Origin of the sequence: Acidiphilium cryptum JF-5 (assembly GCF_000016725.1) — a bacterium.
Classification (GTDB): domain Bacteria; phylum Pseudomonadota; class Alphaproteobacteria; order Acetobacterales; family Acetobacteraceae; genus Acidiphilium; species Acidiphilium multivorum.
This window is the reverse complement of record NC_009484.1, coordinates 2132642-2153616: the sequence shown is the minus strand read 5'-3', so window position 1 is coordinate 2153616 and position 20975 is coordinate 2132642. Positions and strand designations below refer to the sequence as shown.

Sequence of the window (20975 nt, the reverse complement as noted above, 5' to 3'; positions counted from 1 at the left end):
CACCGTCGTTTCGCCGCCCCTTGGCCCGCGCCGCCGCCGGGCCTAAAAGCGGTGCTCGACTATAATGGGAGTTTAAATATATGAAACTGTTCAGGCATGGCGCCAGCGGCGCCGAACGTCCGGGAATTGTCGATGCCTCCGGCGCGCTGCGCGACCTCTCCGGCGTCATTGCCGAAATCGACGCCACCGTTCTCTCCGATGCCGGGCTTGCGCGCCTCGCCGCGCTCGACGCCGCGACGCTGCCGCTGGTGCCCGCCGGCACGCGGATCGGCGCGCCGGTTCCCCGGCCGGTCAATTTCATCTGCATCGGCCTCAACTATGCCGACCATGCGGCCGAATCCGGGCTCAAGGTGCCGGAGGAGCCGATCATCTTCCTCAAGGCCGGCAGCGCGTATTCGGGCCCGAACGACGATATCGTGATCCCGCCCGGCTCGAAGGAGACGGACTGGGAGGTCGAACTCGGCGTGATCATCGGCACCGGCGGCTCCCATATCGCCGAGGACGCGGCGCTCGATCACGTCGCCGGCTACTGCGTGGTCAACGATGTCAGCGAACGCGAATACCAGATCCGCCGCGGCGGCACGTGGGACAAGGGCAAGGGCTGCCCGAGCTTCGGCCCGACCGGCCCCTTCCTCGTCACCCGCGACGAGGTGCCCGATCCGCAGGCTCTCGATCTCTGGTGCGAGGTCGACGGCAAGCGGATGCAGAACGGCAACACGCGGACGATGATCTTCGGCGTGAAGACGCTGGTCTCCTATGTCAGCCGCTTCATCCGGCTCGAACCCGGTGACATCATCGCCACCGGCACACCGCCCGGCGTCGGCATGGGCATCAAGCCTGAGCCGGTCTTCCTGCGGCCCGGCCAGACCGTGCGCCTCGGCATCGCCGGGCTTGGCGAGCAGACGCAGAAGACGACCGGCGGCTGATTCGCGCCCGGCATGACCGGAAAGGCCGGATTGCCCGGTGCCGCGCGCGGGCTGTATTGCACCCCGGCGGCACCGGGCCCGGCCATCCGGACGCCGTGCCGCGCGATCTGGATTTTCGTTAATTCTCCTGCCATTGCCGCCGGGGCCAAGCTTCAGTAAAGGCCGATCATGCGCCGCTCGACCCTCACCCTTGTTCTCCTCCCCGCGATTCTCGCCGGCTGTGCCGTGCCCGGCCGAAGAACGCCCGGACCCTATGCCGGGGCGCCGTCGCTGGTCGACGTTGCGGCCCTCACCAGCTTCAACGGCCGCCTGCCGCTGGTCACCATCCCCGAATCCACGGAAATCTGGTCGCCATCGGTGAAATACGCGGTGGATGCCGCGTTGAAGATCAATCCCAAGGCGCGCTTCCGCGTCTATGTCACCGGCCCGACGGCGGGCGGTCCCGCCGCCGCCGAAATGGCGATGGCGCGCCTCGCGCCGCGCGCGGCCCAGGTCGCGGATGCCATCGTCGCCGACGGTGTCGCGCCCGATCACGTCTCGCTCGGCGCCTCGGCGCCGCTGCACGCGGTACCGCCGCCCGCAACACCCGAGATCGTGGTCTTCGCGAAGTAATGCCCGTCGCTGATCTGGCGACGGCCGCGCTGCGCCTTCTCGAACCGGAGACGGCGCACAACGCCGCCATTGCGGCGCTGCGCCTCGGCCTCGCCGGAAGGCAGCGTGTTCCCGCCGATCCGCGCCTCGCCATGCCGGCCTTCGGACGGACCATCGCCCTGCCGATCGGCCTCGCCGCCGGGTTCGACAAGAACGCCGCCGCCCTCGCCGGCCTGTCCCGCCTCGGCTTCGGCTTCGTCGAGGCCGGCACCGTCACCCGCCGGCCGCAGCCGGGCAATCCGAAGCCCCGCCTGTTCCGCCTCGAGGATGACGGCGCGCTGATCAACCGCATGGGCTTCAACAATCTCGGGATCGAGGGTTTCGCCGCCCGCCTTGCCAGGGCTGACCGCGCGCTCACGGCGCTCGGCGCCAATCTCGGCATCAACAAGGAGGGCGCCGATCCGCTGGCCGACTACCCCGCCCTGGTCGCCGCGGTCGCCCCGCATGCCGACTACGTCGCGATCAACGTCTCTTCGCCGAACACGCCTGGCCTGCGCGACCTGCAGGCCGCCGACCGTCTGGCCGCGATCCTCGACGCGATCCGCGCCGCCGTGCCCAACGCGCCGCCGCTCTTCGTCAAGCTGGCCCCCGATCTCGACGAGGCGGCGCTGCCCGAGCTGGTCGACATGGCGATCGGCCGCGCGGTGGCCGGGCTGATCGTCAGCAACACCACGCTCGCCCGGCCCGAGAGCCTGCGCGGCGCGGCGCGCGGCGAGGCCGGCGGCCTGTCCGGCGCGCCGCTGTTCAACCGGTCGACGCGCATGCTCGCCCGCGTCCGCCTGCTCGCCGGCGACCGGCTTCTGCTGATCGGCGTCGGCGGCGTGGCGACGCCGGAACAGGCCCTCGCCAAGTTCCGCGCCGGCGCCAGCCTCGTGCAGGTCTATACCGCCTTCGTCTATCAGGGGCCGTCATTGCTGCCCCGCCTCGCCGCCGGCCTGTCCGCCCTGCTCGACCAGTACGGCGCCGCCACCCTCGCCGAGCTCGTCGGCCGCGATGCCGACCGCCTCGCGGAGATCGCTCCATGACCGCCGATACGATGAGCGTCGAAACCCTCGCCCATGATCACGACGGCTTCATCGTCGATCTCTGGGGCGTGGTGCATGACGGCGTGCGCCCCTATCCCGGCGTTCCCGCCTGCCTGCGCCACCTGCGCGAGGCCGGCAAGCGCGTCGTCTTCCTCTCCAACGCGCCCCGCCGCACCGCGCCGGTCGCCGCCGCCCTGGCCGCGATGGACATCGGCCCCGAGCTATACGACGGCATCATGACCAGCGGCGAAGCCGTCCGCGCTGCGCTGGTCTCACGCACCGAGCCCGATTTCGCGGCCCTGGGCGACCGTCTGTTCCATCTCGGCCCGCCGCGTGACCGCAACCTGTTCGATGATCTCGGCCTCGCCGAGGCCGACCGCCCCGGCGCCGCCGATTTCCTGCTCAACACCGGCCCGGACGATCTCGCGCCGCCCGACGATCCCGCCGCCTTCGATCCGTTGCTGCGTGAGGCCCTCGGGGCCGGGTTGCCGATGGTCTGCGCCAACCCGGACCTGGAGGTGATTCGCGACGGGCGCCGCATCATCTGTGCCGGCACGCTCGCCCAGCGCTACGCCGCCTGGGGCGGGCGGGTGATCTGGCGGGGCAAGCCCGATCCCGCCGTCTATCGCCCGACCCTCGACCTGCTCGGCACCGAACCTGGCCGGACCATCGCGTTCGGAGATTCGCTGCGCACCGACATCGCCGGCGCGAAGGCGGCCGGCATCGCCTCGGTGCTCGTGCTGTCCGGCATCCACGTCGCCACGCCGGCCGAGGCGCGGGCCGATTGCGCGGCCGCCGGGCTCGATCCGCGCGCCATCATCGGCGGGTTCCGCTGGTAAGGGTTCATCCCCGCGCCGTTTCGTGATAGCGCCGGGGTCATGACAATCCGCGTCCGTTTCGCGCCGTCGCCCACCGGCATGCTCCATATCGGCGGCGCCCGCACCGCCCTGTTCAACTATCTCTTCGCCCGCCATCACGGCGGCCAGTTCCTGCTCCGCGTCGAGGATACCGATCGCGAGCGCAGCACGCCCGAGGCAACGAAGGTCATCCTCGACGCGCTCGACTGGCTCGACCTGAAGCCCGACGAACCGCCGGTCTATCAATCGACCCGCTATGCCCGCCATCGCGAGGTGGCCGAGCAGATGCTCGCCGCCGGCCAGGCCTATCGCTGCTACTGCTCCCGCGAGGAGCTTGCCGAGATGCGCGCCGAGGCCGAGCGGAGCAAAAAGCCGTTCCGCTATGACGGGCGCTGGCGCGACCGCGATCCGGCCGAAGCGCCGGCCGGCGTCGATCCCGTCATCCGCCTGCGCGCCCCGCGCGAGGGCGAGACCGTGATCCACGATCTCGTCCAGGGCGAGGTGCGGGTGAAGAACGCCGAGCTGGACGACATGATCCTGCTGCGCTCCGACGGCACGCCGACCTATCTGCACGCCGTCGTGGTGGATGACCACGACATGGGCATCACCCATGTCATCCGCGGCGACGACCATCTGACCAACACGTTCCGCCAGGCCCAGATCTACGACGCGATGGGCTGGGCGCGGCCGAATTTCGCCCATATCCCCCTGATCCACGGCGCGGACGGTGCGAAACTCTCGAAGCGTCACGGCGCCGTCTCGGTCCTGCAGTTCCGCGACGAGGGCTATCTGCCCGAGGCGCTCTGCAACTACCTGCTCCGCCTCGGCTGGGGCCATGGCGATGCGGAGATCCTGCCCCGCGAGGAGCAGGTCGCGCTGTTCGACCTCGATGGCGTCGGCCGCGCCGCGAGCCGGATGGACTATGCCAAGCTGCTCCACGTCAACGCCGTCTTCCTCCGCGCCGCCGAGGACGAACGCCTTGCCGCCGATGTCGTCGCCCGGCTCGAACGCGATCACGGTTTTCCGGTGAGCACCGAGGCGGCGGGCCGCATCGCGATGCTGATGCCGGGGCTGAAGGACCGCGCCCGCACCCTGGCCGAACTGGCGGAATCCGCCCTGTTCGTCGTTCGTGAGGCGCCGCTGCCGATGACCGAGAAGGCCGAAGCCCTGCTCACCGAGGCGGCGCGCGACGACCTCGCCGCCCTGCTGCTCGATTTCGACAAGACCGATTTCTCGAAGGCGGCGCTGCACGAGGCGATGAAGGCCTATGCCGAGCGCGAGGAGAAAAAGCTCGGCGCCATTGCCCAGCCGCTCCGCGCGGCGCTGACCGGCAGCACCGTCAGCCCGCCGATCGACGCGGTGATGGAAGCGCTCGGCCCGATCGAGGTCCGCAAGCGGATCTTTTCCGTCCTCGGCGAATAGCGCCGCCGTTGCCGCCCGAAAAAATGGCGGGCGCCGCAAGGCCGCCCGCCATTCGCGTTTCAGCCGGGGAGGGAACGGAACATCAGCGATTGACCGCCTTCAGCCCCGCTTCCGGATAGCGCGTTCCCGCCACCGCATCCGCCGGCATGATCCGCTCGATCGCGGCGAGGTCTTCCGGCGTCAGCGTCACGTCGAGCGCGCCGATATTCTCGTCGAGATAGGCCCGCCGCTTGGTGCCCGGAATCGGCACGATGTCCTCGCCCTGCGCCAGCACCCAGGCCAGCGCGAGTTGCCCGGCGGTGCACTTCTTCTCCGCCGCAAGCGCCTTCACCTTCCCGACCAGTTCGAGATTCTTCGCGAAATTCTCGCCCTGGAAGCGTGGGGCGTGGCGCCGCCAGTCATCGGCGGCGAGATCCTCGGGCCTTGCGATCGCCCCGGTCAGGAAGCCGCGGCCGAGCGGCGAATAGGGCACGAAGCCGATTCCGAGCTCGCGCACGGTGGCGAGAATCTCGCCCTCCGGCTCGCGCGACCAGAGCGAATACTCGGTCTGCAGCGCGGTGATCGGATGGACCTTGTGCGCCCGGCGGATCGTGGCCGGCGCCGCCTCGGACAGGCCGAGATGCCGCACCTTGCCGGCCTTCACGAGGTCCGCCATCGCGCCCACCGTCTCCTCGATCGGCACGTTCGGATCGACGCGATGCTGATAGTAGAGATCGATCGTGTCGATCCCGAGCCGCTTGAGCGAGGCGTCGCAGGCGCGGCGCACATAGTCGGGCCGCCCGTTGATGCCGACCCGCTGCCGGTCCTCGGTGAATTCATTGCCGAACTTGGTCGCGAGTACGATCCTGCTCCGGTTCGCCTTCACGAAATCCGACAGCAGGCGCTCGTTGTCGCCAAAGCCGTACATGTCGGCGGAATCGAAGAAGGTGATGCCGCGTTCCAGCGCGCGCTCCAACGTCGCACGCGCTTCCGCCTCGTCGCGTCCGCCATAGAAATCCGACATGCCCATGCAGCCGAGGCCCAGGGCGGAAACCGTGAGTGATCCGAGTTTCCTTGTCTTCATGCGTCTCTCCGTCAGTTGATCCGCCGCCCATATGGGGCGTTCCGCCCCGTCATGCAGCCCCGTGCCGGCCAATGGCGCAACTTGTCCTTGATCCCGATCAAGGTTCGGCTTGTTGCGGTGCAGCAACATGGTGCCATGCCCGGCGCGCCGTGCGCCGGCACTTCGAGAAGGATCCGACCATCATGAAGGCTTGCATGACGGCTGCCGGCGTCGCCGCGTTGCTCCTCGCCTCGGCGCTGCCGGCCGCCGCACAGGTGACTGGCCCGACCGGCTTTCACGCCGGCGACATCCTCGTCCGCCTGCGGGCGGATGGCGTCCTGCCGCGCAATTCATCGAGCGACGTATCGGTCATCGGCGGTCATGTGAAGGCGTCGGACACCGTGATTCCCGAGATCGACCTCTCCTATTTCTTCACGCCCCACATCGCGGTGGAGGCGATCGCCGGCACCTCGCGCCACAATGTCGAGGTCACCGGCTCGGCGCTCGGCACGGTGAAGGTGGGCAGCGTCTGGGTGCTGCCGCCCACCGTCACACTGCAATACCATTTCGGCGGCATGGGGGATTTCGTCCCCTATGTCGGTGCCGGCCTGTCGGTCCTGTTCTATTACGGCCAGAGTACCGCCTCCGACCTCAAGTCCCTCGGGCTCGACTCGGTAACCTACCGCACGGGCATCGGCCCGGCGATCGAGGCCGGGTTCGACTGGCACGTGCAGGGACGCTGGTATGCGAACTTCGTGGTCAAGCAGATCTTCGCCGGCACGCGGGCGAGCGTCGGCCATGGCACGATCGTCGCGCATGCCGCGATCAACCCGACGATTGTCGGCGCCGGCATCGGCTACCGGTTCTGAACCGCACCGCACGGGCCGGCGCCCGCTGGCGTTGACGCCGGCCCGAGGCGCGCTTCCCGACTCGACAGACGCGCCGCCGCCCTGTATAGCGCGCCTCTCAATTGGAACGCGGGAGGCTCGGCCACGGGTGGCTGGGCCGTTGGAACCGCGGTCCATTGGCGTGTTCCGGGCTCGCCCGGCGGCACGCCTTCGGATCAGGAGTGCGCCTCATGGCGAAGAAAGTCGTCGGCTATATCAAGCTGCAGATTCCTGCGGGCAAGGCGAATCCGTCGCCGCCCGTCGGCCCCGCGCTCGGCCAGCGCGGCCTCAACATCATGCAGTTCTGCAAGGATTTCAACGCGGCCACGCAGGGGATGGAAGTGGGCATGCCGGTGCCGGTGGTGATCACCGCCTATGCCGACCGCACCTTCAGCTTCATCACCAAGACGCCGCCGAACACCTATTTCCTCAAGAAGGCCGCGGGCATCCAGAAGGGTTCGACCGCGACCGGCAAGGGCGCCACCGTCGGCAAGGTGACGATGAGCCAGCTGCGCGAGATCGCCCAGACCAAGATGGTGCACATGAACGCGAACGACGTCGACGGCGCGGTGCGCATGCTGGTCGGTTCGGCCCGCTCGATGGGCCTTTCGGTGGTGGAGGGCTGATCATGGCAAAGAACAAGCGGCTCGCGAAGGCTCAGTCCGCCGTCGATCGCGCGAAGCTCTACCCGGTGGTGGAGGCGATGGCGCTGGTGAAATCCAATGCCACCGCGAAGTTCGACGAAACCGTCGAGCTCTCGCTCAACCTCGGCATCGATCCGCGTCACGCCGACCAGATGGTCCGTGGCCTGATCTCCCTGCCGAACGGCACCGGCAAGACGCTGCGCGTCGGCGTGTTCGCCCGCGGCCCCAAGGCCGAGGAGGCGAAGGCCGCCGGTGCCGACGTGGTGGGCGCGGAAGACCTCGCCGAACTGGTGCAGAACGGCACGATCGAATTCGACCGCTGCATCGCGACGCCGGACATGATGGCCCTGGTCGGCCGGCTCGGCAAGATCCTCGGCCCGCGCGGCCTGATGCCGAACCCCAAGCTCGGCACCGTGACGATGGACGTGAAGGGCGCGATCACCGCGGCCAAGTCCGGCCAGGTCGAGTTCCGCGCCGAGAAGGCGGGCATCATCCATGCCGGTATCGGCAAGGCGAGCTTCGAGGCCGAAAAGCTGATCGAGAACGCCAAGGCTCTGGTCGACGCGATCCAGAAGGCCAAGCCAACGGGTGCGAAGGGCACCTACCTGCAGAAAGCCGCCCTGTCGTCGACGATGGGGCCCGGCGTGCGGGTGGATGTCAGCAGCCTGACAGCCTGACGAGATGCGCCGGGGCCTCGGCCCCGGCCATGACGGGATCGGCCGGTTCACGCCGGCGGTTCCGGACCTGTCCAAGACGGTATGTGGCGCAAGCCTTGAAGGGAGTTCTCCCGCACACCGGAGACGGGGATCGGAGCGTTTCGTTCCGATGGTTCCGATCTGAGGACAGGCGAACGGCGGCCGGGATGGTCCCGGCCGCTTGGGCAACCCGGCGGGATGCGGTCCAAACGCACCCCGCCTGACGAGTGGAGATCGACGTGGATCGCGCACAGAAGCGTGAATTCGTGGACCAACTCGCCGCGGTGTTCGCCGAGACGTCGATGGTCGTGGTCAGCCGTAATGACGGTCTGACCGTGGCCGATGTCACGGCGCTGCGCGTGAAGATGCGGGAAGCGGGCGCGCAGTACAAGGTGGCGAAGAACCGTCTGGCTCACCTCGCTCTGGAAGGGACCCGATTCGACGGACTGAAGCCGATGCTGAAGGGGCCGACCGCGCTTGCGTGGTCTCAGGACCCGGTGGCGGTGGCGAAGGTGGCCGTCGAGTTCGCCAAGACCAACGAGAAGTTCGTGCTGGTCGGCGGCGCGCTGGGGACGCAGATGCTCGATGCATCCGGCGTCAAGGCGCTCGCCGAACTGCCGTCGCTCGATCAGCTCCGCGCCAAGCTCCTGGGTCTCATCCAGGCGCCGGCGACGAAGGTGGCGGGCGTGCTGCAGGCGCCGGCCGGCCAGCTCGCGCGGGTCTTTGCGGCCTATGCCAGGGCGGATGAGGCCGACGCGGCCTGAGACGACATGAGGCGGGCCGGCACTCCCGGCTTGCATGGAACCAACTGAACGACTATTCTAAGGAATTGAACAATGGCTGATCTGGCAAATCTGGTTGAACAGCTTTCGAGCCTGACGGTTCTCGAAGCGGCGGAGCTTTCCAAGCTGCTCGAGGAGAAGTGGGGCGTTTCGGCTGCGGCTCCGGTCGCGGTCGCGGCGGCTGCACCCGCCGGCGGTGGCGCTGCCGCCGCGCCGGTCGAGGAGAAGACCGAATTCAACGTGATCCTCAAGTCCTCTGGCGACAAGAAGATCAACGTGATCAAGGAAATCCGCACGATCACCGGTCTCGGCCTGAAGGAGGCCAAGGATCTGGTCGAGGGCGCGCCGAAGACCGTGAAGGAAGGCGTGAACAAGGACGAGGCCGAGAAGATCAAGAAGGTTCTGGAAGAGCAGGGCGCATCTGTCGGCATCGAGTGATGTTACCCCGCGCCGCACGGCCTTCGGGCCGGCGGCGCGACAGGACTGAAACTGGCGGGGCGCCCCCTGGCGCTCCGCCCGTTTGCCGTTGCGTGCCTCGGGTGAGGGCGGAGCGGCGGTTGATGACTGGCGGGGTTTCCCGCCGCTGACGCGGCGACGCCCGGGCTGATGGTAGCCCCGGGCCGCGGCGCGGTCACTGGAATATAGATCGGGGTCTGAGCATGAATGCGATTTCGGGTGGCCTGAACAAAGTTTCCTTCACCAATCGCAAGCGCATCCGCAAGAGCTTCGGGCGTATCCCTGAAACCACGCCGATGCCCAATCTGATCGACGTGCAGCGCGCAAGCTACGATGCGTTCCTGCAGATGCACGTCTCGCCCGACTCCCGCACCAATTCCGGCCTGCAGGAAGTCTTCAAGTCGGTTTTCCCGATCGACGACTTCGCCGGCCGCGGCCGTCTCGAATTCGTCTATTACGAGCTCGAGGAGCCGAAATACGACGTCGAGGAATGCATCCAGCGCGGCATGACCTACGCGGCCCCGCTGAAGGTGGTGCTGCGCCTGATCGTCTGGGACGTCGATGAAGACACCGGCGCCCGCTCGATCCGCGACATCAAGGAACAGCCCGTCTACATGGGCGACATGCCGCTGATGACCGACAACGGCACCTTCGTCGTGAACGGCACCGAGCGCGTCATCGTCAGCCAGATGCACCGCAGCCCCGGCGTGTTCTTCGACCACGACAAGGGCAAGACCCACAGCTCCGGCAAGTATCTCTTCGCCGCCCGCGTCATTCCCTATCGCGGCTCCTGGCTCGATTTCGAGTTCGACGCCAAGGACCTCATCTATGTCCGCATCGACCGCAAGCGGAAGCTGCCGGTCACCACGCTGCTCTATGCGCTGGAAGGCCGCGCCACCGAGGCGCTGCGCGCCGCCCGCGAGGCGAAGGGCGAGTCGCTGGAGATCGGAGAGATCCGCGGCATGGATGCCGAGGAAATCCTTACCTATTTCTACGGCAAGGTGCCCTTCACCCGCACCCGGACCAGGGACGGCGAAACCGCCTGGGCGCGCCCCTTCGAGCCGGAGACGTTCCGCGGCGCCAAGCTGGTCGAGGACCTGGTCGACGCCGAGACCGGCGAGGTCGTTGCCAAGGCCGATGACAAGCTGACCGCGCGCGTCGCCCGCCAGATCGCCGTGAAGACCCGGACGGTCCTGGTCAGCCGCGCCGACCTGATCGGCCGCTACGTCGCCGAGGATCTGTTCGACCCCAACACCGGCGAGATCTTCGCCGATGCCGGCGAGGAGATCTCCGAGGCCAAGCTCAAGACCTTCGAGGATGCCGGGCTCGACGAGATCCCGACCCTCGCGATCGACCAGGCCAAGGGGCCCTGGATCCGCAACACCCTCGCCGCCGACAAGAATGCCAGCCGCGAGGACGCGCTGATCGACATTTACCGCGTCATCCGCCCCGGCGAGCCGCCGACCTCGGAGACCGCCGAGGCGCTGTTCCGCGGCCTGTTCTTCGATGCCGAGCGCTACGACCTTTCGGCCGTCGGCCGGGTGAAGATGAACATGCGCCTCGGCCTTGAATGCGAGGACACGGTGCGCGTGCTGCGCAAGGAAGACATCCTGCGCACCATCCAGATCATGTGCGAGCTGAAGGACGGCCGCGGCCAGGTCGACGACATCGACAATCTGGGCAACCGCCGCGTCCGCTCGGTCGGCGAGCTGATGGAGAACCAGTACCGCATCGGCCTGCTGCGCATGGAGCGCGCCATCCGCGAGCGCATGGGCTCGGTCGATATCGACGGGGTGATGCCTCACGACCTGATCAACGCGAAGCCGGCGGCCGCCGCGGTCCGCGAGTTCTTCGGCTCGTCGCAGCTTTCCCAGTTCATGGACCAGACCAACCCGCTCTCGGAAGTGACGCACAAGCGCCGCCTCTCGGCCCTCGGTCCGGGCGGCCTCACCCGCGAGCGCGCCGGCTTCGAGGTGCGCGACGTGCACCCGACGCATTACGGCCGCATCTGCCCGATCGAGACGCCGGAAGGCCCGAATATCGGCCTGATCAACTCGCTCGCCACTTTCGCCAAGGTGAACAAGTACGGCTTCATCGAGACGCCCTACCGCCTCGTGAAGGACGGCAAGGTGCTCGACGAATACAAGTATCTCTCGGCGATGGAGGAAGAGCGCCTCACCGTCGCCCAGGCCGATGCGCCGAAGCTCGCCGACGGCACGCTGACCGAAGACCTCGTCTCGGTCCGCCGCAACGGCGATTTCCGCCTGGTCAAACCCGACGAGGTCACGGCGATCGACGTCTCGCCGCGCCAGCTCGTCTCGGTCGCCGCGGCGCTGATTCCGTTCCTCGAGAACGACGACGCCAACCGCGCGCTGATGGGCTCGAACATGCAGCGCCAGGCGGTGCCGCTGATCAAGTCCGATGCCCCGCTGGTCGGCACCGGCATGGAAGCGCCGGTCGCGCGCGACTCGGGGGCGACCATCGTCGCCCGCCGCGCCGGCGTGATCGACCAGATCGACGGCGCCCGCATCGTCGTCCGCGCCACGGGCGAGGACGGCACGACCCAGGGCGTCGACATCTACCGCCTGCGCAAGTTCATGCGCTCCAACCAGTCCACCTGCATCAACCAGCGCCCGCTGGTCCGCGTGGGTGACCGTGTCGGCGCCGGCGACATCATCGCCGATGGCCCGTCGACCGAGCTCGGCGAACTCGCGCTCGGCCGCAACGTGCTCTGCGCCTTCATGCCCTGGAACGGCTACAACTTCGAGGACTCCATCCTGATTTCCGAGCGGGTCGCGCGCGAGGACATGTTCACGTCGATCCATATCGAGGAATTCGAGGTCATGGCCCGCGACACCAAGCTCGGCCAGGAAGAGATCACGCGCGACATCCCGAATGTCGGCGAGGAGGCGCTCCGCAATCTCGACGAGGCGGGCATCGTCTATATCGGCGCCGAGGTGAACCCCGGCGATATCCTGGTCGGCAAGGTCACGCCGAAGGGCGAGAGCCCGATGACGCCGGAGGAAAAGCTGCTCCGCGCGATCTTCGGCGAAAAGGCGTCGGATGTGCGCGACACCTCGCTGAAGCTGCCGCCGGGCGTGAACGGCACGGTGGTCGACGTGCGGGTGTTCAACCGCCGCGGCGTCGACAAGGACGAGCGCGCGCTGGCGATCGAGCGCGCCGAGATCGAGCGCCTCGCCAAGGACCGGGACGACGAGCGGGCCATTCAGGAGCGCGCCTTCCTGAACCGCCTGCGCGAGAAGCTGCTCGGCCAGGTCGCCGGCTCCGGCTACAAGGGTGTGCGCTCAGGCACCGAGATCACCACCGAGCTGCTCGCCGAGATCCCGCGCGGCGCCTGGCGCAACCTGACCGTCCAGGACGATCGGGTGATGGCCGAGATCGAGACGCTGAAGCGCGAGTTCGACGCTTCGGTCCACAAGCTGCAGCAGCGTTTCGAGAGCAAGGTCGAGAAGCTGCAGCGCGGCGACGAGATGCCGCCCGGCGTGATGAAGATGGTCAAGGTCTTCATCGCGGTGAAGCGCAAGCTGCAGCCGGGCGACAAGATGGCCGGCCGCCATGGCAACAAGGGTGTCGTCTCCAAGGTCGTGCCGATCGAGGACATGCCGTTCCTTGAAGACGGCACGCCGGTCGATGTCGTGCTCAACCCGCTGGGCGTGCCCTCGCGCATGAATGTCGGGCAGATCCTCGAAACCCATCTCGGCTGGGCCTGCGCCAATCTCGGCCGGCAGATCGGCGAGGCGGTCGAGGCCTATCAGCGTGACGTCGCCGAGCGCGAGCGCCTGCACGCGATGCTGAAGAGCGTGTATGGCGAGGAGATCTACAACGAGCAGATCGCCTCGATGTCCGACGCCGAGCTGCGCGAGCTGTGCGGCAACATCCGCAAGGGCGTGCCGATCGCGACCCCGGTGTTCGACGGTGCCCGCATCACCGACATCGAGGACATGCTGGCCAAGGCCGGCCTCGACGTCTCCGGACAGATGACCGTCTGCGACGGCCGCACCGGCGAGCAGTTCGAGCGCAAGGTGACGGTGGGCTACATGTACATGCTCAAGCTCGGCCACATGGTCGACGACAAGATCCATGCCCGCTCGATCGGCCCCTACAGCCTGGTCACCCAGCAGCCGCTGGGCGGCAAGGCGCAGTTCGGCGGCCAGCGCTTCGGCGAGATGGAGGTCTGGGCGCTCGAGGCCTATGGCGCGGCCTACACGCTGCAGGAAATGCTCACCGTCAAGTCGGACGACGTCTCCGGCCGCACCAAGGTCTACGAGGCGATCGTGCGCGAGCAGGACAATTTCGAGGCCGGCGTGCCCGAGAGCTTCAACGTTCTCACCAAGGAACTGAAGTCGCTCGGCCTGAACGTCGATCTCAACCTGTCCGTGGACTGACCAGGACCGTTCGGATTTGTCATGGCGCGGGGCGGCGACCCCGTCCCGCGCTGATGAAAGGGACTATCGCATGAACGATTTGATGAAGATTCTCGGCCAGACCGGTCAGGCCGCCACGTTCGACCAGATCCGTATCCAGATCGCCTCGCCGGAGCAGATCCGCTCCTGGTCGTATGGCGAGATCAAGAAGCCCGAGACCATCAACTACCGCACCTTCAAGCCCGAGCGCGACGGCCTGTTCTGTGCGCGCATCTTCGGGCCGATCAAGGACTACGAGTGCCTCTGCGGCAAGTACAAGCGGATGAAGTTCCGCGGCATCATCTGCGAGAAATGCGGCGTCGAGGTCACGCTGGCCAAGGTGCGCCGCGAGCGCATGGGCCATATCGAGCTCGCCTCGCCGGTCGCGCATATCTGGTTCCTGAAGTCGCTGCCGAGCCGCATCGCGACGATGGTCGAGATGACGCTGAAGGATCTCGAGAAGGTTCTCTATTTCGAGAACTACATCGTGCTCGACCCCTACACGACCGACCTCAAGCGCTACCAGCTCCTCTCCGAGGACGATCTCTACGCGAAGCAGGACGAGTTCGGCGAGGACGGGTTCAAGGCCGGCATCGGCGCCGAGGCGGTCAAATCGATCCTTGCCGGCATCGATCTCGAGGCCGAGCGGGCGATCATGCGTGCCGACCTGAAGGAGGCGACCTCCGAGGCAAAGCGCAAGAAGCTGGTCAAGCGCCTAAAGCTGGTCGAGGCCTTCATCGAATCCGGCACCCGTCCGGAATGGATGATCATGGATGTCGTCCCGGTCATTCCGCCCGAACTGCGCCCGCTCGTCCCGCTCGATGGCGGTCGTTTCGCGACGTCGGACCTGAACGATCTCTATCGCCGCGTCATCAACCGCAACAACCGCCTCAAGCGCCTGATCGAGCTGCGCGCGCCGGACATCATCGTGCGCAACGAGAAGCGCATGCTCCAGGAATCGGTCGACGCGCTGTTCGATAACGGCCGCCGCGGCCGCGCGATCACCGGCACCAACAAGCGCCCCCTCAAGTCGCTGTCGGACATGCTGAAGGGCAAGCAGGGCCGCTTCCGCCAGAACCTGCTCGGCAAGCGCGTCGACTATTCGGGCCGTTCGGTCATCGTCGTCGGGCCGGAGCTGAAGCTGCACCAGTGCGGCCTGCCGAAGAAGATGGCGCTGGAGCTGTTCAAGCCCTTCATCTACGCCAAGCTCGAGAAATACGGCCTCGCCACCACGATCAAGGCGGCGAAGCGCATGGTCGAGAAGGAACGTCCCGAGGTGTGGGACATTCTCGAGGAGGTGATCCGCGAGCATCCGGTGCTGCTCAACCGCGCGCCGACGCTGCACCGTCTCGGCATCCAGGCCTTCGAGCCGATCCTGATCGAGGGCAAGGCGATCCAGCTGCACCCGCTGGTCTGCACCGCCTTCAACGCCGACTTCGACGGCGACCAGATGGCGGTCCACGTGCCGCTCTCGATCGAGGCGCAGCTCGAGGCCCGCGTGCTGATGATGAGCACGAACAACATCCTCAACCCGGCCAACGGCAAGCCGATCATCGTGCCGAGCCAGGACATCGTGCTCGGCCTCTATTACCTCTCGCTCGAAACTCCGGCCTTCACCGGTGTCGAGGACAAGGAAGCGCCGCTCTTCGGCACGATGGGCGAGATCGAGCACGCGCTCGATTCCGGCTATCTGAAGCTGCACGACAAGATCCGCGCCCGCGTCGTCCGCACCCATCCGGACGGCAGCCGCACCACCGAAGTGGTCCCGACCACGCCGGGCCGCATGATGATCGGCCAGCTTCTGCCCAAGCATCACGACGTGCCGTTCGCCCTGGTCAACCAGCTGCTGACCAAGAAGAAGGTGTCGGACGTGATCGACGCCGTCTACCGTCATTGCGGCCAGAAGGAGTCGGTGATCTTCTGCGACCGGCTGATGGGCCTCGGCTTCCGCCAGGCGGCCAAGGCCGGCATTTCCTTCGGCAAGGACGACATGGTCATCCCGGCCGAGAAATACGGCCTGCTGGAAAAGACCCAGGCCGAGGTCAAGGAATACGAGGCGCAGTATCACGACGGTCTCATCACCGCCGGCGAGCGCTACAACAAGGTGATCGACGCCTGGTCGCGCTGTAACGACGAGGTCGCGGCCGCGATGATGCGCGAGATCTCGCGCCAGGATCCCGGCAAGCCGACCAACTCGGTCTGGATGATGAGCCATTCCGGCGCCCGCGGGTCGCCGACCCAGATGCGCCAGCTCGCCGGCATGCGCGGCCTGATGGCCAAGCCGTCGGGCGAGATCATCGAGCAGCCGATCCTGTCGAACTTCAAGGAAGGCCTGACCGTCGCCGAATACTTCAACTCGACCCACGGCGCCCGCAAGGGCCTCGCGGACACCGCGCTGAAGACGGCGAACTCCGGCTACCTCACCCGCCGCCTGGTCGACGTGGCGCAGGACTGCATCATCGTCACCGCCGATTGCGGCACCGAGCGCGGCCTGACCATGCGCGCGGTGATGGATGGCGGCGAGGTGGTCTCCTCGCTCTCCGAGCGCATCCTCGGCCGCACCGCGGCGGAAGACGTGCTCGACCCGGCCGACGGTTCGGTGATCGTCAAGGCGAACGAGCTGATCGGCGAGATCGACTCGATGCATATCGAGAAGCTCGGGGTCGAGAGCGTGAAGATCCGCTCGGTGCTGACCTGCGAGGCCAAGGTCGGCGTCTGCGCCAAGTGCTACGGGCGCGACCTCGCGCGCGGCACGCCGGTCAATATCGGCGAGGCCGTGGGCGTCATCGCCGCGCAGTCGATCGGCGAGCCGGGCACCCAGCTGACCATGCGCACCTTCCATATCGGCGGTGCCGCGCAGCGTGGCGCCGAGCAGTCGAGCGTCGAGGCCAGCCATGACGGCACGGTGACCATCCGCAACCGCAACGTGGTGTCGAACTCGGCCGGCGCGCCGATCGTCATGAGCCGCAACTGCGAGATCGCGCTGAACGACGCCTCCGGCCGCGAGCGCGCCCGCTTCCGCGTTCCCTACGGCGCCCGCCTGCTGGTGGACGAGGACCAGACGGTCACGCGCGGCCAGAAGCTCGCGGAGTGGGATCCCTACACCCTGCCGATCATCACCGAGCGCGCCGGCCTCGTGGAATACGCCGACCTGCTGGAAGGCGTGACCCTGGTCGAGCGGGTCGACGAGGTGACCGGCCTGACCTCCAAGGTGGTGGTGGACTACAAGCAGTCGGCCAAGGGGGCGGATCTGCGTCCGCGCCTGATCCTGAAGGACGAACGCGGCGAGGTGCTGCGCCTCGCCAACGGCGCCGAGGCCCGCTACTTCCTCAGCCCCGACTCGATCCTCTCGGTCGAGAACGGTGCCAGCGTGCATGCCGGCGACGTGCTCGCCCGCATCCCGCGTGAGGGCAGCAAGACGCGCGACATCACCGGCGGTCTGCCGCGCGTGGCCGAACTGTTCGAGGCCCGCCGTCCGAAGGATCACGCGATCATCGCGGAAACCGACGGCCGCGTGGAATTCGGCAAGGACTACAAGGCGAAGCGCCGCATCATCGTGAAGAACGACGAGACCGGCGAGGAAACCGAGTATCTGGTGCCGAAGGGCAAGCACGTCTCGGTGCAGGAGGGCGACTACGTCCACCGCGGCGACCCGCTGGTCGACGGCCCGCGCGTCCCGCACGACATCCTGCGCGTGCTCGGCGTCGAGGCGCTGTCCGAATATCTCATCAACGAGATCCAGGACGTCTACCGGCTCCAGGGCGTGAAGATCAACGACAAGCACATCGAGGTGGTCGTCCGCCAGATGCTGCAGAAGATCGAGATCACCGAGCCCGGCGACACCACCTACCTGGTCGGCGAGCTGGTCGACCGGATCGAGTTCGACGAGGAGAACGAGCGCCGGCTGCGCGCGGGCGAACGCCCGGCGGGTGGCCTGCCGGTGCTGCAGGGCATCACCAAGGCGAGCCTGCAGACGCTCAGCTTCATCTCGGCGGCCTCCTTCCAGGAGACCACCCGCGTCCTCACCGAGGCGGCGACGGCCGGCAAGACCGACCAGCTGCTCGGCCTCAAGGAGAACGTGATCGTCGGCCGCCTGATCCCGGCCGGCACCGGCAGCGTGATGAGCCGTCTGCGCTCCATCGCCGCCGGCCGCGACCGCTCGACCCTCGCGGCGACTCGCCCGGCCCTGCCGGCGCGCGACGAGGTCTCGGCGGACTAATCTCCGCCCCGACCGGGCTTCGATCGGAACGGCTCCCGGGCAACCGGGAGCCGTTTTTTCGTTCTCGCCCGGCGGGAGCGGGCTTTTCCTCCGCTCATGGCAGCCAGAACGGCCGGTCATTCTGCCGATTTTCATCCCCCGCACGGATTCAGGACGGGCAGAACGCTTGACTTGCCGCGGCTCTCCTCTTAAGGGTGGCGACCTCAGCGAGGCCCGGTAACGCCCGGCCGCGTCGTTCATTTACTCTCACGCTTGCGGCGCCGCCACCCGGCCCAACGGGTGGCTTAGGTCGCAGGTCTGGGTTTCCGCAGGCGGGGATTACTCCGCCCTGCGGCATTGTTATGAGCGCCCGGCAGAGCGTAACCGGCAAGAAGGATCAGGATCGAGCATGCCGACTATCAACCAGTTGATCGCCAAGGGGCGCGAAGTTCGGGCCAAGCGCAACAAGGTGCCCGCGCTGCAGGGCTGCCCGCAGAAGCGCGGCGTCTGCACCCGCGTCTACACGACGACCCCGAAGAAGCCGAACTCGGCGCTCCGCAAGGTTGCCAAGGTTCGCCTGACCAACGGCTACGAGGTCGTGAGCTACATCCCTGGCGAGGGGCACAACCTTCAGGAACACTCGGTCGTGCTGATCCGCGGCGGGCGCGTGAAGGACCTTCCGGGCGTGCGCTACCACATCCTGCGCGGCGTGCTGGATACGCAGGGCATTGCCAAGCGCCGGCAGCGTCGTTCGCTCTACGGCGCCAAGCGGCCGAAGTAAGGAGAGTTTCCGTGAGCAGACGCCATTCCGCCGTCAAGCGCGAAGTATTGCCGGACCCGAAGTTCGGCGACGTGGTGATCAGCCGTTTCATGAACGTGCTGATGTACGACGGCAAGAAGTCGGTCGCCGAGTCCATCGTCTACGGTGCCCTGGACAGCCTCAAGAAGCGCGGCGGGCAGAATGCCGATCCGGTCCGCCTGTTCCACGAGGCGCTGGACAATGTGAAGCCGGCGATCGAGGTGCGGTCCCGCCGTGTCGGCGGCGCGACCTACCAGGTTCCGGTCGAGGTGCGCTCCGAGCGCCGCCAGGCTCTCGCGATCCGCTGGATCATCGAGTCCGCCCGCAAGCGCGGCGAGCACACGATGGAAGACCGTCTTTCGAACGAGCTGCTCGATGCGGTGAACAATCGCGGGGCGGCCGTGAAGAAGCGTGAGGACACGCATCGCATGGCTGAGGCGAACAAGGCGTTCAGCCACTACCGCTGGTAAGCAACCGTCAGACTCCACCCCATCACGCCAGCACGGCGCTGAAGCAGATACGTTACGGAGAAACCCATGGCCAAGGCTAAATTCGAGCGGACGAAGCCGCACTGCAACATCGGCACGATCGGCCACGTCGATCATGGCAAGACCTCGCTCACCGCGGCGATCACCAAGGTGCTGGCCGAATCCGGTGGTGCGACCTTCCGCGCCTATGACAGCATCGACGCCGCTCCCGAGGAGCGCGCCCGCGGCATCACGATCGCGACCGCGCATGTCGAGTACGAGACCGCGAACCGCCACTACGCGCATGTCGACTGCCCTGGCCACGCCGACTACGTGAAGAACATGATCACCGGCGCGGCGCAGATGGATGGCGCGATCCTGGTCGTCTCCGCCGCCGATGGCCCGATGCCGCAGACCCGCGAGCACATCCTGCTCGCCCGCCAGGTCGGCGTGCCGGCGCTCGTCGTGTTCCTCAACAAGATGGACATGGCCGACCCCGACCTCGTCGAGCTGGTCGAGATGGAAGTCCGCGACCTGCTGAGCAAGTATGAGTTCCCGGGCGACGACATCCCCATCATCAAGGGTTCCGCTCTCTGCGCGCTCGAGGACAGCAATGCCGAGCTCGGCCGCGAGGCGATCCTGAAGCTGATGGAAGCGGTGGACAGCTACATCCCGCAGCCGGAGCGCCCGAAGGACAAGCCGTTCCTGATGCCGGTCGAAGACGTGTTCTCGATCTCCGGCCGCGGCACCGTGGTGACCGGCCGCGTCGAGCGCGGCATCATCAAGGTTGGCGACGAAGTCGAGATCGTCGGCCTGAAGGCCACCGTGAAGACGACGGTCACCGGCGTCGAAATGTTCCGCAAGCTGCTCGACCAGGGCGAGGCCGGCGACAACATCGGCGCGCTGCTGCGTGGCACCAAGCGTGAAGACGTCGAGCGTGGCCAGGTTCTCGCCGCGCCGGGCTCGATCACCCCGCACACCAACTTCTCCGGTTCGGTCTACATCCTGAACAAGGAAGAAGGCGGGCGCCACACGCCGTTCTTCACCAACTATCGCCCGCAGTTCTATTTCCGCACCACCGACGTGACCGGCGTGGTCACGCTGCCGGAAGGTGTCGAGATGGTGATGCCGGGTGACAACGTGACGGTGAGCGTCGAGCTGATCGCGCCCATCGCGATGGACGAAGGTCTCCGCTTCGCGATCCGCGAAGGCGGCCGGACGGTTGGTTCGGGCGTCGTCGCGAGCATCACGAAGTAACCGCCTGGCTGGTTAGCGAGGCGGCCGCCATCCGGTCTCAACCGGGTGGCGGCCGCTGGATTTGGTTCGGACTAGCGCGCGGCCCGAATGGGCGGACCGGGCGTTCCGTGTAAAGATTGCAGGTTTCGACGATGGACAGTCAGAATATTCGCATTCGCCTGAAGGCGTACGATCACCGGGTGCTGGACAACAGCACCAGGGAGATCGTGAACACGGCGAAGCGCACGGGCGCCCAGGTGCGGGGACCGATTCCGCTGCCGACGCATATCGAGCGGTTCACCGTGAACCGCTCGCCGCATGTCGACAAGAAGAGCCGCGAGCAGTTCGAAATCCGGACCCATCGCCGTCTGCTCGACATTGTCGAGCCGACCCCGCAGACCGTGGACGCGCTGATGAAGCTCGACCTCGCGGCCGGCGTCGATGTCGAGATCAAGATCTGAGCA

Annotated in this window: 17 protein-coding genes; 16 read left to right on the top strand and 1 reads right to left on the bottom strand. The window is 67.2% G+C overall.

The window, feature by feature from the left end; genetic code table 11:
- The first annotated feature begins 80 nt into the window (after window positions 1-80).
- The 5 genes from ACRY_RS12290 (at window position 81) to gltX (ending at window position 4881) form a co-directional block, all read left to right on the top strand.
- Window positions 81-926 (top strand): fumarylacetoacetate hydrolase family protein, encoded by an 846-nt coding sequence (locus ACRY_RS12290; RefSeq protein WP_007424336.1) that lies wholly within the window; start codon window positions 81-83, stop codon window positions 924-926.
- 168 nt (window positions 927-1094) lie between these two features.
- The gene (locus ACRY_RS12285) at window positions 1095-1538 is read left to right on the top strand and encodes a hypothetical protein (RefSeq protein WP_007424334.1); all 444 of its coding nucleotides are present in this window, start codon (window positions 1095-1097) and stop codon (window positions 1536-1538) included.
- Window positions 1538-2602 carry a quinone-dependent dihydroorotate dehydrogenase gene (locus ACRY_RS12280; RefSeq protein ID WP_012039727.1) on the top strand — a complete coding sequence of 355 codons (1065 nt, stop codon included), beginning with the start codon at window positions 1538-1540 and terminating at the stop codon, window positions 2600-2602. The genes ACRY_RS12285 and ACRY_RS12280 overlap by 1 nt, the downstream gene beginning before the upstream one ends.
- Complete coding sequence (locus ACRY_RS12275) at window positions 2599-3441, top strand: TIGR01459 family HAD-type hydrolase (RefSeq protein WP_007424159.1); 843 nt, start codon at window positions 2599-2601, stop codon at window positions 3439-3441. The genes ACRY_RS12280 and ACRY_RS12275 overlap by 4 nt, the downstream gene beginning before the upstream one ends.
- A 39-nt stretch (window positions 3442-3480) precedes the next feature.
- Window positions 3481-4881: a glutamate--tRNA ligase gene (gene gltX / locus ACRY_RS12270; RefSeq protein WP_012039726.1), complete on the top strand. Its 1401-nt coding sequence runs from the start codon at window positions 3481-3483 to the stop codon at window positions 4879-4881.
- A gap of 82 nt (window positions 4882-4963) precedes the next feature.
- On the opposite strand, the gene ACRY_RS12265 is transcribed toward gltX, so the two are convergent.
- Window positions 4964-5944: an aldo/keto reductase gene (locus tag ACRY_RS12265; protein ID WP_007424161.1), complete on the bottom strand. Its 981-nt coding sequence runs from the start codon at window positions 5942-5944 to the stop codon at window positions 4964-4966.
- 194 nt (window positions 5945-6138) lie between these two features.
- Between ACRY_RS12265 and ACRY_RS12260 the strand changes: the two genes are divergently transcribed.
- From ACRY_RS12260 to rpsJ, 11 genes are all read left to right on the top strand, one after another.
- On the top strand, window positions 6139-6792 hold the full coding sequence (locus ACRY_RS12260) for an OmpW/AlkL family protein (RefSeq protein ID WP_231295249.1): 654 nt from the start codon (window positions 6139-6141) through the stop codon (window positions 6790-6792).
- 209 nt (window positions 6793-7001) lie between these two features.
- Entirely contained in the window at window positions 7002-7436 is a 435-nt protein-coding gene (rplK, locus tag ACRY_RS12255; RefSeq protein WP_007424163.1) for a 50S ribosomal protein L11, read from the top strand.
- Window positions 7437-7438: 2 nt separating this feature from the next.
- On the top strand, window positions 7439-8131 hold the full coding sequence (gene rplA, locus ACRY_RS12250; protein WP_007424164.1) for a 50S ribosomal protein L1: 693 nt from the start codon (window positions 7439-7441) through the stop codon (window positions 8129-8131).
- Between the two features lie 257 nt (window positions 8132-8388).
- Window positions 8389-8913 carry a 50S ribosomal protein L10 gene (rplJ, locus tag ACRY_RS12245; protein ID WP_012039724.1) on the top strand — a complete coding sequence of 175 codons (525 nt, stop codon included), beginning with the start codon at window positions 8389-8391 and terminating at the stop codon, window positions 8911-8913.
- Between the two features lie 72 nt (window positions 8914-8985).
- Entirely contained in the window at window positions 8986-9369 is a 384-nt protein-coding gene (gene rplL, locus ACRY_RS12240; protein ID WP_012039723.1) for a 50S ribosomal protein L7/L12, read from the top strand.
- 221 nt (window positions 9370-9590) lie between these two features.
- Complete coding sequence (rpoB, locus tag ACRY_RS12235; protein WP_012039722.1) at window positions 9591-13793, top strand: DNA-directed RNA polymerase subunit beta; 4203 nt, start codon at window positions 9591-9593, stop codon at window positions 13791-13793.
- Between the two features lie 70 nt (window positions 13794-13863).
- Window positions 13864-18030 carry a DNA-directed RNA polymerase subunit beta' gene (gene rpoC / locus ACRY_RS12230; protein ID WP_012039721.1) on the top strand — a complete coding sequence of 1389 codons (4167 nt, stop codon included), beginning with the start codon at window positions 13864-13866 and terminating at the stop codon, window positions 18028-18030.
- A 388-nt stretch (window positions 18031-18418) separates the two neighbouring features.
- Window positions 18419-18790: a 30S ribosomal protein S12 gene (gene rpsL, locus ACRY_RS12225; protein WP_007424169.1), complete on the top strand. Its 372-nt coding sequence runs from the start codon at window positions 18419-18421 to the stop codon at window positions 18788-18790.
- 11 nt (window positions 18791-18801) lie between these two features.
- Complete coding sequence (gene rpsG / locus ACRY_RS12220) at window positions 18802-19278, top strand: 30S ribosomal protein S7 (RefSeq protein WP_007424170.1); 477 nt, start codon at window positions 18802-18804, stop codon at window positions 19276-19278.
- A 66-nt stretch (window positions 19279-19344) separates the two neighbouring features.
- Window positions 19345-20532: an elongation factor Tu gene (tuf, locus tag ACRY_RS12215; protein ID WP_007424171.1), complete on the top strand. Its 1188-nt coding sequence runs from the start codon at window positions 19345-19347 to the stop codon at window positions 20530-20532.
- 131 nt (window positions 20533-20663) lie between these two features.
- Window positions 20664-20972, top strand: coding sequence for a 30S ribosomal protein S10 (gene rpsJ, locus ACRY_RS12210; protein WP_007424172.1), 309 nt, complete (start codon window positions 20664-20666; stop codon window positions 20970-20972).
- Window positions 20973-20975 lie beyond the last annotated feature (3 nt).